Below are 12337 nucleotides of genomic sequence, written 5' to 3' on the forward strand. Positions count from 1 at the left end.
TCGATGAAGACTCTGCAGCATGCCGACAGGTGTCGCACGAAGCACGGCGCGGAAGCCGGTCCGGAGAACGGTTCCGCCGTCGCGGAATTCGTCATGGTATCTGCCCTGTTGACGATGCTGTTCGTCTCCGTTCTGCAACTGGCACTTGTCCTGCACGTACGCAACACGTTGATGGACGCCGCCGCGTCGGGAGCGCGGTTCGGCACACTGGCTGATCGTTCACCGGCTGAGGGGGCGCAGCGTACGAGGGAACTCATCGATGGTTCGCTGGGGCCGGGACTGAACAAGGACGTCGAATTCACAGCCACGACCATCGGCGGTCAGCCTGGGCTCAAGATAACAGTCAGCACTCCCTTACCACTGCTGGGGTACTTTGCGGTGGGTGGGCATCTGCATGTCAGCGGGGAAGCGGCGCGATATGGCGGATAGGGAGCTCATGAAACGAATCCGCCAGACGTGGGCCGATGGGCATTCATCGGAACGTGGATCCTCCATGGTTGAATTCATCTTCCTCGGGGTCCTCCTGCTGGTTCCGGTCACCTACCTCATCATCAGCGCTTCGCAGTTGCAGGCTGCCTCCTTCGCTGCAGTCGGTGCTGCAGACCATGCTGCAAGGACGTTCGCGACTGCCGATACCGAGACGGAAGGGGCGGCCCGGGCCAGGAACGCGGTTGAGGTGGCGTTGGGAAATCTTGCCGTGGACTCCCAGGCGGCAACGATGGAATACCGGTGTTCGCCGTCCTGCCTTGAGCCGGGGTCGACGGTGACGGTGGATGTCTCCATTCGTGTGGGACTGCCGTGCCTGCCACCAGGAGTGGACCTTGATTTCGGGCGGTCTTCCTCGTCGGCAACCGTCCGCGTTGATCGGTATGGGTGAGTCGAACATGTCCACCGGAAGACGATGGTTCACCGGACACCACCCCGGGTGCCGCAGAGTGCACGGGGCGTGGGGCCGCCACCGACCCCCCATGACCGAGGAAACCGGACAATCGATGATCCTGATCATCGGCTATGTACTGATAGTGCTCCTCGCCGTCAGCGCGACCCTGGCTGCAACCCTGGTCAACACGCAGGCCCGCAAACTCCTGAGCGTTGCCGATAGTGCCGTCACGGCTGCGGCCGACAGCTTCGAAGTGGAGGAAAATGGCGAAGACGGTGCCCTGGACTTGCGTCTGAGCGACGAAGGAGTGGCGGCGGCCGCCGCCAAGTACGTGGCCGACGTGGGTGCGGCGGAGAGGTTCGACGGATTCGCCCTGGCGCGCGCCAGCTCCAGCGGAGACGACACCACGGCGGTCGTGCGCCTGAGCGCGGTGGTGCGCCCACCCATTATTGGTTGGTTCGTCCCCGAGGGGATTCCCATCAGCGTCGAGTCCAGTGCCCGAACCGGACTCACCAGATGACGTAGTCTTGGAAGATCATGGCTTCTACTGACTTTCCCGCGGAAATCCGCGACCTGCGCAATACATTCGCCTCCATCGAAGCCGTCACCGACATCGAGCGGATCAAGACGGATATCTCCGAGCTATCCGAACAGGCTGGTGTCCCTGACCTCTGGGACGATCCCGCTGCGGCGCAGGTCATCACCTCCAAGCTTTCCCACCGGCAATCCGAACTGGGCAAGATCGAGCGGCTTGAAGCCCGCATTGATGACCTTGAGGTCCTGGTCGAGCTCGCGGCAGAGGAAAACGACGCTGACTCCCGGGCCGAAGCCGAGAAGGAGCTGAAGTCCCTGCGCAAGGCGCTCAGCCAGCTCGAAGTCGTCACCCTGCTTGCCGGGGAATACGACGAGCGGGCCGCGGTGGTCACCATCCGTGCCGGCGCCGGTGGTGTTGATGCCGCAGACTTCGCCGACATGCTCATGCGCATGTATCTGCGCTGGGCCGAACGCCACGGCTACACGACGACGGTCATGGACACCTCCTACGCCGAGGAAGCCGGCCTGAAGTCCGCGACGTTCGAGGTCAATGCCCCCTACGCCTTCGGGACGTTATCCGTCGAGGCAGGTACCCACCGGCTGGTGCGGATCAGTCCCTTCGACAACCAGGGACGTCGCCAGACCTCCTTTGCTGCTGTTGAAGTCATCCCGCTCATCGAAAAGACCGACTCGGTAGAGATCCCCGACAACGAGCTCAAAATCGATGTGTTCCGCTCCTCCGGCCCCGGAGGCCAGTCGGTGAACACCACCGACTCCGCCGTGCGGATGACCCACATCCCCACCGGGATCGTCGTCTCGATGCAGAACGAGAAATCCCAGATCCAGAACCGGGCCGCCGCCCTGCGCGTCATGCAGTCCCGGCTCCTCTTGGCGCGTCAGGAAGAAGAGAACGCGGCGAAGAAGGCGCTCGCCGGTGACGTCAAGGCCTCCTGGGGCGATCAGATGCGTTCGTACGTGCTCAACCCGTATCAGATGGTCAAGGACCTGCGGACCGAGCACGAGGTCGGCAATACCGGTGCCGTCTTCGACGGGGAGATCGACGACTTCATCGACGCAGGAATCCGCTGGCGGGCCAACGCCCGGCATGAACACGCCGAATAACACCCGTCACGACGCCCCGCAGAGGCCGCCGTCCCCTGACAGTTCCACCGCTGCCGTGCAATGATCCGAGTGCAGCGATCAACGGCGTGCTGCTTGGCCGGCCGCCTTCGATGATCGCTGGAACAGCGTGAAGTGCGAGAACGGGAGCAAAGCAATGAGCGGATATCTGCAGGGACGCCAGGCAATCGTCACCGGGGGAGCCAGCGGCATCGGAGCCGCATGTGCCCGGGCCTTTGCCGAGCGTGGTGCAACGGTCACGGTCGCGGACCTCAACGGGGAAGCTGCCGAGCAGGTCGCCTCCGAGATCGGCGGCAAGGCATGGCAGATCGACCTGGGGGACACCTCGGCGCTGGAGGACCTCAGCCTGGAAGCGGACATCCTGGTGAACAATGCAGGGATCCAGCGCATCAACCCCGTGCACGAATTCGTTCCCGACGACTGGCGGCTGATCCACCGGCTCATGCTCGAAGCGCCCTTCCTGCTCATCCGTGCGGTGCTTCCGGGCATGTATGAACGTGGGTTCGGGCGGATCATCAACCTCTCGAGCATCCATGGGCTGCGCGCCTCCGCCTATAAGAGTGCCTATGTCGCCGCGAAGCATGGCCTAGAAGGCCTGTCCAAGGTCACCGCATTGGAAGGGGGAGAGTACGGGGTGACCAGCAACTGCATCGAACCCGCCTACGTGAGAACACCCCTCGTCGAGGACCAGATCGCCGATCAGGCCAAGATCCACGGCATCGGCGAGGACGAAGTCATCTCCTCGATCATGCTCACCGAATCGGCCGTCAAACGGCTCGTCGAGCCCGAGGAAGTCGGATCCTTGGCGGCATGGCTGGCCTCTCCGGACGCCGGCATGGTCACCGGGGCTTCCTACACCGTCGACGGCGGATGGAGCGCCCGATGATGTAGGTGCCCCGGGAAGGGCGGACCAATGCGGTCGGGCCCCACCGAAAGCGATAGGTTGGAACGTAATAACGGTCACAACGCCCGACGGCGGGACCGCGGCAATATTTCATCGTGCGAGGGAGGTCTTTGAAATGACCATGGATAAAAGTGTCGGTTCTGCGGCGGAGGCCGTAGCGGATATCGGGGATGGTTCCCTGATATCGGTTGGTGGTTTCGGCCTCTCGGGCAACCCGATGGCATTGATCGAGGCCCTCTTGGAACAAGGCGCGACGGGCCTGTCGGTGGTCTCCAATAACTGTGGTGTCGATGGATGGGGGCTGGGTGTGTTGCTGGCCGCCGGCAGGATCCGGAAGATGACCTCCTCCTATGTCGGGGAGAACAAGGAATTCGCCCGCCAGTACCTCACCGGGGAACTCGAATTGGAGTTGACCCCGCAGGGGACGCTGGCCGAGAAGCTGCGGGCCGGTGGATCGGGGATCGCCGCGTTCTACACCGCAGCCGGTGTCGGCACCCAGGTCGCCGAAGGCGGATTGCCGCAGAAGTACGACGCCGACGGGAACATCCTGCAGGGTTCGGAACCCAAGGAGGTGCGCTCCTTCGCCCCGGGAGGCGAGAAGAACGACTTCGTCCTGGAAGAGGCGATCGTCTCCGACTTCGCCCTGGTCCACGCGCTCAAGGGCGACAGGCACGGGAACCTGGTGTTCAACAAGGCGACCCGGCAGTTCGGCCCGCCGGCGGCGATGGCCGGGAAGGTGTGCATCGCCCAGGTCGAGGAACTCGTGGAACCCGGGGAGATCGATCCTGACCAGGTTCACCTGCCGGGGATCTATGTGCACCGTGTCCTGGAAGTGGGCCAGGACATCGAAAAGCCAGTGGAGAAGCGCACGGTGCGCCCCGCCGGTTCGACGACGAAGGAAGGTTGAGACGATGGCACTGACACGTGAGCAGATGGCCGAGCGGGCCGCACAGGAGCTGGTGGACGGGGCCTATGTGAATCTGGGCATCGGGATGCCGACTCTGGTTCCGAACTACATCCCCGCCGGCAGGACCCTGGTCCTGCAGTCGGAAAACGGAATCCTCGGGGTCGGGCCCTACCCGCTCGAGGAGGATATGGATCCCGACCTGATCAACGCAGGCAAGGAAACCGTGACGGTCAACCCGGGGGCGAGTTTCTTCGATTCGTCCATGAGTTTCGGGATGATCCGCGGCGGAAAGATCGACGTGGCGATCCTGGGAGCGATGCAGGTCTCCACCCAGGGCGATCTGGCGAACTGGATGATTCCGGGCAAGATGGTCAAGGGCCCCGGCGGGGGCATGGACCTGGTGCAAGGAGCCCGGGAAGTGATCATCCTGATGGACCATACGGCCAAGGACGGTTCGGCGAAGATCGTGCGCGAGTGCTCGCTGCCGTTGACCGGCAAGGCCGTGGTGAACCGGATCATCACCGACCTGGCGGTGATCGAGGTGACCGATAGGGGATTGGTGCTCCTGGAAACCGCCCCCGGGGTGAGCGTCGAGGAGGTCCGGGCCGCGACCGAGCCGGAACTGACCTTGGGCGGAGAGCTCGCCGGCGCATAGGCCCCGGCAGCTCCCGTGATCACGGGCCCGGTCCGGCAAGGACCGGGCCCGTTCTCTCGGGGCCGGAACCCCGACACACGCTTCCACCTGCACCCGGAGGCAGAATGTCGGGGCTAGAGTGCTCAATGCCGGTGCTGTACGTTCCCCCAGCAAAGCCCCGCATTTTCGGACACTGACCGGTGGTCCGAGTGGGCAGAACTGCCATGATCAGATTTGAGCACGTCACCAAGGTCTACGACCAGAAGTCCCGTCCGGCACTGGACGATATCGATGTCGAGATCAATCGCGGTGACTTCGCTTTCCTCGTGGGGGCCTCCGGCTCCGGTAAATCGACGTTCATCCGTCTGGTCCTGCGCGAGGACCAGGCCTCACGGGGCTCCGTCCACGTCGCCGGCCAGAATGTGGCGGGAATCCCCAACTGGAGGGTCCCTCGCATGCGTCGGGGCATCGGCGTCGTCTTCCAGGACTTCCGGCTGCTGCCCAATAAGGATGTCTTCTCCAACGTGGCCTTCGCGATGCAGGTCATCGGCAAGGGCCGGGCCTCGATCCGCAGCACCGTCCCCGAGGTCCTCAAGACCGTGGGCCTGGAGGACAAGAAACGCCGGATGCCCCACGAGCTCTCCGGCGGTGAACAGCAACGCGTGGCCATCGCCCGGGCCATCGTCAACCAACCGGGGATCCTGCTCGCGGATGAGCCGACCGGAAACCTCGACCCCGCCACCAGCGTGGGGATCATGAACATCCTCGACAAGATCAACCAAAACGGGACCACCGTGGTCATGGCCACCCACGATACGGACATCGTGAACTCGATGCGCCGTCGGGTGATCGAACTGGACGAAGGCAAACTCGTTCGCGACGAACAAGCAGGCGAATACACGGCCATGATCCCCATCGTCAATCGGGATGGCTCGCGCGAATTGCGGACCGCCGACCCGCGGGACCAGGCCATTGCCCCCTTTGACACCGAGGAGGACGAAGCATGAGACTCGCATTCATCCTCGGCGAGATCGGTTCTGGTCTACGTCGAAACCTCTCCATGGTCATCTCCGTGGTCCTGGTGACCTTCATTTCCCTGACGTTCGTCGGGGCCGCCGCGCTGACGCAAATGCAGATCACGCAGATGAAGGGCTTCTGGTACGACAAGGTCGAAGTAGCCATCTTCCTGTGTGGAGACGATTACGGCTCCCAGACCTGCGCCGATGGTGCAGTGACCGATTCGCAGCGTTCGGCCATCAAGAGCCAGCTCGACTCCGCAGCGGTGAAGCCGTATGTGGAGAGCTACGAGTACGAGTCGCAGGATCAGGCCCTGGAGCATTTCCGCGAGCAGTTCAAGAACTCGCCGATCGTGGATACCGTCACGGCGGACCAGCTCCCGGAGTCCTTCCGCGTCAAGATGGTGGACCCCGAAAAATACGACGTCATCAACGAACTGTTCACCCCCATGAAGGGCGTGGACACCGTCATCGACCAACGCGACTTGTTGGAGAAGATCTTCTCGGTCATGAATGTCGCCTCCCTGGTGGCCGTGGGCATTGCGGTGGTCATGATCTTCTGCGCCGTGCTCCTCGTGGCGACGACCATCCGGCTTTCGGCCTTCAGCCGACGAAGGGAAACCGGGATCATGCGCCTGGTCGGCGCCTCGAAGGCGGTGATCCAACTACCGTTCGTCCTGGAAGGGGTCATCGCCGCCCTCATCGGTGCCGTGCTGGCCTCGGGGACGCTGTGGGCGGTGGTGAAATACCTGATCCAAGGAAAGTTGGCGATCGAGTATCCGGACACTGCCTTCATTGCCACCAACGAGGTATTCCTGGTCGCCCCCGGCTTGCTTGCGTTGGGGATCGTCCTGGCTGGTGTATCGTCGGTCCTGACCTTAAGGCGTTACCTGAAGGTTTAGGTTGCTCCGAGCCCGTGTTCCCCGGGCTCCTTCGAGGATGAACCTGCCGTACCACTGAAAGGACCGACCCTGTGGCGGACCGCAATAGACGGAGCCTGTCCCGTGCCGTGATTAGTGGTGCCCTGGTGAGCCTGCTGTCCCTGTCGCTGATGGCTCCGGTGGCCCAGGCCGATAAGTTGGACGACCACAAGCAACAGGTCGAGAAGCAACTTGATTCCCTGGAAACCGATATGGAATTCCTCGATGCCGACATCCAGAAGACCGCGGAGAAGCTCAAGGGCTACCAGGACAAGCTTCCGGCGGCGAAGGAGAAGCTCTCGAGCGCCCGGGCCAGCGTCCAGAGTGCCACGGAGCAGGTGAACGAACTCTCCGCACGCGTGGATGCCGCGCAGGCCTCGAAGGACCAGATCGGCAGTCAAATGGACCAGGACGCCGAGAAGATGGAAGACACCCGCAAGGTCATCGGGCAGATCGCCACCCAGGCCTATAAGCGTGGGGGAGTCTCCAGCAACTTGAGCCTGATGCTCAACTCCAACTCCGAGCAAGGAAACCTCGCCGACAGCCTGGGCCTGGCCAACCAGGCGCTGCGCAGCCAGAATGCCGTACTGAGCGATCTGAGCCAACAGCAGGCGACCGATGCCAACGTCCAGGCACGACTGGCCGCCGTCGAAGAGGAGATCAGCGACCTCAAGGGCCAGGCAGAAGCGGCACTGGTCCGGGAGCAGGCGGCCCGGGACGAGGCTGAAGCCTCAAAACGCCATGTCGACGAACTCATCGATGGCGCCCAGGAAGCCAGCGAGGAACTCAACGCCAAACGTCCTCAGATCAAGGCCCAGATCAAGAAGCAAGAGGATGAGCACGACCAGGTGGTCGCCAAGATCAAGAAGCGCCAGGAGCGTCTGATCCGTGAGGCCGCCGAACGCAAGCGCAAGGAAGAGGCTGCCAAGGCCGCTGCGGAAAAGGCCGCCAAGGTCGCCGCCGAACAAGCCGCAGAACGCGCGGCGAAGGCCGAAGCCGCGGCGCGGGCCAAACGTGCTGCCGCGGAGAAGGCCGCCCGGGCCAATGCGGCCGATGCCGCCGCGAAGCGTGCAGCAGCCGACGCGGCGGACCGGAAGGCCGCTTCCGAACGCAGCAAGAGCAAGAAGACCAGCGCCCCGGCGAAGAAGAAATCCAGCCAGGGCAATAGCGGGTCCTCCAGCAGTACGAGCAGTTGGGGCCTGTCCAAACCGACCTCCGGCGGGCATATCACCTCCACGTTCGGCTGGCGCCCCACTCCGGCAGGAACCATCGACTACGGCGGCAGGGGTGGCTACGTCCACGCCGGGCTCGACTGGGGCTTCGGTGGTCGGTGCGGTGCTCCCGTGCACGCGGCAGCTGCAGGTGAGGTCTGGTATGCCACCCTGTCCCCGACCTCGGGGAACAAGGTCCAGATCAGCCATGGCGTCGTCAAGGGCCACGCCCTGGTGACGGGCTACCACCACCTGAGCAGCTACGTCGTCCATAGCGGCCAGAAGGTCTCCAAGGGCCAACTGATCGGCTATGTCGGAACCACCGGCAACTCCACCGGCTGCCATCTGCACTTCGAAACGATCCTCGACGGCAAGGTCGTCAACCCTGCGGGACTGCTCTAGCAACCCCGCGCAGCGCCCGGTGCTCCGGGCAGGGAACCTGCAGATGGTGCCCGCATGCAGGAGCAACCGTGCCGCCCGGGCGCCGGCCCCGATGACGTAGGATTGATGTTCGACTCACCGCGGCCACGGCCCGACACCATGACGTATACAGGAGGAGGTTGGCATGCCCAAGGACACCACCGAGCGCAAGGTCATTGCGACCAACCGCAAGGCGCGCCACGATTTCCAGATCCTGGACACGTACGAAGCCGGGATGGTGCTCAGCGGAACCGAAGTGAAGTCCCTGCGCCAGGGCAAGGCCTCCCTGGTTGATGGTTTCGGCCAGTTCTATAACGAAGAGCTCTACATTGAGGGGATCTACATCCCCGAGTACCTCAACGGATCGTGGACGAACCATGCGGGCCGGCGTCGGCGGAAATTGCTGCTGCACCGTGAGGAACTCATCAAGATCACACGGAAGATCCAGGACCCCGGCTACACGATCGTGCCGCTGCAACTGTATTTCCGTGACGGGCGCGCCAAGCTGGAAATCAGTGTGGCGAAGGGCAAACGGGAATTCGACAAACGCCAGACCCTGCGCGAGAAGCAGGACAACCGCGATGCACTACGGGCCCTGCGCGAACGGAACCGCGGCGTGTCCTGATTTTGACCCCTGGATTCGGGCAGGGAATGAATCCCGCCCATCGTGGGTTATGCTAGATGTCCTGCGGGTTTCGCCCGCAGGTTGAGCGGGGAAACCCGCATTGAGAAATTCATACGGGGATGATCGGTTTCGACGATGTGAGTCGCGACAGGAGAAGCGGGCCGAGGACGCAAAGTTATCTCGTAAACGCTCTTTGCAAAACACAAGTGCCAACTCAAAGCGCACTGACTTCGCTCTCGCTGCCTAAGCAGCCAGACAGTCCGTCAGCCAGGGATTGCTATCGGCCCTGATACTGGCGTCGTTTAGATAGCCACTGCTCAACACCTTTGTCATCGGGGTGTCGGGCATAATTCAGATGACTGTGCTCGGGGTATCCCGAAAGGGTCCAGCCGCATGTTTGTGAGACGGCTGTTGGAGCAGAGAAAACCCATAGCAGACTGCGCCCGGAGAAGTCCTGGCAACACCACATCGGACGGGGGTTCAATTCCCCCCATCTCCACGGTTGAAAGGCCTCGGAATCCTCGTGATTCCGGGGCCTTTTGCGTGCTGTCCCGGCTATCGCGGGCCGCATGCTTAGAATGGAAGAGACACCGGGACCCGAATGTTCCAGAAGGTGTACCAAATATTCAGGCTGCCCGCTCCCGGGCTGCCCCTCGAGGGGAAAGGCAGAAGGCATGGAAGAGGAACCGCAGAACGCTGCGGAAGTCGTGGCGGACAAGCCTTCCGGAACGCCGATCCGTCCCGCCGGGATCTTGGCATTCGTCCTGGAGGTGGCACTGCTGTGTGCCGCCGGGCTCTGGGCGATCGAGTTCCTGCCGCTGGCACCGGTGGTGTCCGTCCTCGTGGTGTTGATCCCGCTCGTCATCCTCTGGGGGCTCCTGCTCTCGCCCCAGGCGCCGTGGCGGCTGGGATGGCCCATCCACCCTGTGGTCGCCCACGTGCTGTTCCTGCTGGGTGTGGCGGCGTTGTGGAGTGCAGGACACCTCTGGCTCGCCGGCATCATGTTGGTGCTGACACTCGCCAGCGGAGTCATGAACTGGCTCAAGCGCGAGGAACTGGCTAGCGACGCGCAGGCCCAACGCCGCAACCGGCGTCGTCCCGCAGGACGCCGCGCCGCGCGCTGAAGCCTAGGCGCGTTCCCACGGGGAGGCGTGGTCGGCCCGCTGGTCGGCTGGGGCGCCGGAGTCGGGCACCACGGAATCGGGTGAACCGTTGAGCAGGTCCAGGGTGGCCTCGTGCAGCAGGGAGTTGGTGGCCAGCGCGTTGCCTCCCATGCAGCCGTCCTCGCCGTCCAGGGACGTGAAGCGTCCTCCTGCCTCGGTGACGATCGGGACCAGGGCGGCCATGTCGTAGAGGTTCAGCTCCGGTTCGCAGGCGATGTCAACGGCGCCCTCGGCCAGGAGGCAGTAGGACCAGAAGTCTCCGAACGCCCGGGTGCGCCAGACGGCGTCGTGCAGATCGAGCATGTTCTCCAGCTGCCCTCGTTCGCGCCAACCGCCCAGGCTTGAATAGGACAGGGATGCGTCGGCCAGGTCGTTGATCCCCGAAACGTTCAAACGGGTGGCCGAGGCCAGGGATTTGCCGGTATAGGCGCCCGTGCCCTCGGCTCCCCACCACCGACGACCCAATGCCGGTGCCGACACCAGACCGACCACGGCGCGACCTTCATCCATGAGTGAGATCAGCGTGGCCCACACCGGAACCCCGCGCACGAAGTTCTTCGTCCCGTCGATGGGGTCGATGACCCAACGGCGGGAGCCGTGACCGGTGCTGCCGAATTCCTCGCCCAGCACCGCGTCGCGGGGGCGGGTGCGGCCCAGCTGGCTGCGGATGGCCTCCTCGGCCATCCGGTCGGCATCGGTGACCGGGGTCAGATCCGGTTTGGTCTCCACCTGCAGGTCCTGTGCCTTGAAGCGGGACATGGTCAGGGAATCGACGGAATCGGCAATGGCATGTGCCAGGCGCAGGTCGTCGTTATAGCTCATTACGTCGCGGGTCATGCCTTCAAACCTACCGCAGGAACCGCTCCGGACCGTGCTCCTAGACCGACCCTAGTTCCTTGCCCTTGGCCTTCTCCTCGACCCCGAGCAGACGCCGCAGGGAAGCCAGCCGGGCCACCCCCGAGGCATCCGCCTCGGGGCGACGGACCCAGGCATCCAGTGCGCAGCCGGGGGAGTCGGGGGTGTGCCGGCAACCGCGGGGGCAGTCCACCGAACCCTGGACCAGATCGGGGAAGGAGTCCAGGATGTGGTCCGGGTCGACCAGTGCCAGACCAAAGGAGCGGATGCCGGGCGTGTCGATGATCCAGGTCCCCGCCGGGGCCTGCTCGGCCCGCAGGGCGATGGCGGAAGACGAGGTGTGCCGTCCACGACCGGTGACGGCATTGACGCCCCCGGTGGCGCGTTGCGCCCCGGTCAGGGCATTGACCAGGGTGGACTTGCCGACCCCGGAGTGCCCCAACACCACGGTCACGCGTCCTGCCATCAGCCGTCGAAGTTCCACGATGGCGCCTTCGTCCAGCCGGGCCGAGGCGCCGTCGGCCGAACGGGCGTCGATGCCCGTCCCCTCGGCGGCGATGCTCTTGCTGGTGACGATGTCCATGTCCAGATGCCGGTAGTTTTCCAGCAGCTCGGCCGGATCCTTGATATCGGTCTTGGTCACGCACAGGATGGCGTCGATGCCTGCGTCGAAGGCCGCGACCAGCGCCCGGTCGATGAACCCGGTCCTGGGCTCCGGATTGGCAGCAGCGACCACGATGACCAGCTGATCGGCATTGGCCACGACGATGCGCTCCACCGGATCGGTGTCATCGGCGCTGCGTCGCAGCACCGTGTCGCGATCCTGGATCCTGACCAGGCGGGCCAGGGTATCCGGCTGGCCGGTGGTGTCGCCCACCAAGGCGACGAAGTCCCCGGGGACGACGGGGGAGCGCCGCAACTCCCGGGCCCGGGCCGCGATGACGATCCGCTCGGTGGCGGTGTCCTCGTCCAGGATCGCCGTATAGCGGCCGCGATCAACGGTGATGATCCGCCCGATGACGGCCTCGTCATAGGAGGGCCTGTCCTTCGTCCGCGGGCGGGATCCTTTCTTATTGGGGCGGATCCTGACATCTGATTCGTCCCAACTGCGGGCATCACGCGCCATCG

General features: G+C 64.0%; 14 protein-coding genes and 1 other RNA gene. 13 read left to right on the top strand and 2 right to left on the bottom strand.

What is annotated here, in order from left to right; translation table 11 throughout:
* Positions 1 to 3: 3 nt before the first annotated feature.
* From ACT3UE_RS09170 to ACT3UE_RS09230, 13 genes are all read left to right on the top strand, one after another.
* The gene (locus ACT3UE_RS09170; RefSeq protein WP_444555104.1) at positions 4 to 429 is read left to right on the top strand and encodes a TadE family protein; all 426 of its coding nucleotides are present in this window, start codon (positions 4 to 6) and stop codon (positions 427 to 429) included.
* Between the two features lie 64 nt (positions 430 to 493).
* On the top strand, positions 494 to 877 hold the full coding sequence (locus ACT3UE_RS09175) for a hypothetical protein (protein ID WP_444566603.1): 384 nt from the start codon (positions 494 to 496) through the stop codon (positions 875 to 877).
* A gap of 91 nt (positions 878 to 968) precedes the next feature.
* A complete protein-coding gene (locus ACT3UE_RS09180; RefSeq protein WP_444555102.1) occupies positions 969 to 1400 on the top strand; it encodes a hypothetical protein in 432 nt (143 codons plus the stop codon).
* 17 nt (positions 1401 to 1417) lie between these two features.
* The gene (gene prfB, locus ACT3UE_RS09185; protein WP_444555101.1) at positions 1418 to 2536 is read left to right on the top strand and encodes a peptide chain release factor 2; all 1119 of its coding nucleotides are present in this window, start codon (positions 1418 to 1420) and stop codon (positions 2534 to 2536) included.
* Between the two features lie 154 nt (positions 2537 to 2690).
* Positions 2691 to 3440 (top strand): 3-hydroxybutyrate dehydrogenase, encoded by a 750-nt coding sequence (locus tag ACT3UE_RS09190; protein WP_444566604.1) that lies wholly within the window; start codon positions 2691 to 2693, stop codon positions 3438 to 3440.
* Positions 3441 to 3573: 133 nt separating this feature from the next.
* Positions 3574 to 4365 carry a CoA transferase subunit A gene (locus ACT3UE_RS09195; RefSeq protein ID WP_444555472.1) on the top strand — a complete coding sequence of 264 codons (792 nt, stop codon included), beginning with the start codon at positions 3574 to 3576 and terminating at the stop codon, positions 4363 to 4365.
* A gap of 4 nt (positions 4366 to 4369) precedes the next feature.
* On the top strand, positions 4370 to 5020 hold the full coding sequence (locus tag ACT3UE_RS09200; RefSeq protein WP_444555471.1) for a CoA transferase subunit B: 651 nt from the start codon (positions 4370 to 4372) through the stop codon (positions 5018 to 5020).
* A gap of 203 nt (positions 5021 to 5223) precedes the next feature.
* Positions 5224 to 6006, top strand: a complete 783-nt coding sequence (ftsE, locus tag ACT3UE_RS09205; protein ID WP_444555470.1) for a cell division ATP-binding protein FtsE — start codon at positions 5224 to 5226, stop codon at positions 6004 to 6006.
* Entirely contained in the window at positions 6003 to 6917 is a 915-nt protein-coding gene (gene ftsX, locus ACT3UE_RS09210; protein WP_444555469.1) for a permease-like cell division protein FtsX, read from the top strand. Before ftsE ends, ftsX begins: the two co-directional genes overlap by 4 nt.
* A 125-nt stretch (positions 6918 to 7042) precedes the next feature.
* The gene (locus ACT3UE_RS09215; RefSeq protein WP_444561842.1) at positions 7043 to 8548 is read left to right on the top strand and encodes a peptidoglycan DD-metalloendopeptidase family protein; all 1506 of its coding nucleotides are present in this window, start codon (positions 7043 to 7045) and stop codon (positions 8546 to 8548) included.
* A 163-nt stretch (positions 8549 to 8711) separates the two neighbouring features.
* Positions 8712 to 9191, top strand: coding sequence for an SsrA-binding protein SmpB (smpB, locus tag ACT3UE_RS09220; RefSeq protein WP_444555467.1), 480 nt, complete (start codon positions 8712 to 8714; stop codon positions 9189 to 9191).
* A gap of 115 nt (positions 9192 to 9306) precedes the next feature.
* Positions 9307 to 9693, top strand: a transfer-messenger RNA (tmRNA) gene (gene ssrA / locus ACT3UE_RS09225).
* A 172-nt stretch (positions 9694 to 9865) separates the two neighbouring features.
* Positions 9866 to 10315 carry a YrdB family protein gene (locus ACT3UE_RS09230; protein ID WP_444555466.1) on the top strand — a complete coding sequence of 150 codons (450 nt, stop codon included), beginning with the start codon at positions 9866 to 9868 and terminating at the stop codon, positions 10313 to 10315.
* Positions 10316 to 10318: 3 nt separating this feature from the next.
* Here ACT3UE_RS09230 and hisN read toward each other — a convergent pair whose 3' ends face one another.
* Both hisN and rsgA read right to left on the bottom strand, forming a co-directional pair.
* Positions 10319 to 11191 (bottom strand): histidinol-phosphatase, encoded by an 873-nt coding sequence (gene hisN / locus ACT3UE_RS09235; protein WP_444555465.1) that lies wholly within the window; start codon positions 11189 to 11191, stop codon positions 10319 to 10321.
* Positions 11192 to 11231: 40 nt separating this feature from the next.
* Positions 11232 to 12335, bottom strand: coding sequence for a ribosome small subunit-dependent GTPase A (rsgA, locus tag ACT3UE_RS09240; RefSeq protein ID WP_444555464.1), 1104 nt, complete (start codon positions 12333 to 12335; stop codon positions 11232 to 11234).
* Between the last annotated feature and the right edge of the window lie 2 nt (positions 12336 to 12337).

The organism is Arthrobacter sp. 179 (assembly GCF_052379645.1).
GTDB lineage: Bacteria > Actinomycetota > Actinomycetes > Actinomycetales > Micrococcaceae > Arthrobacter_H.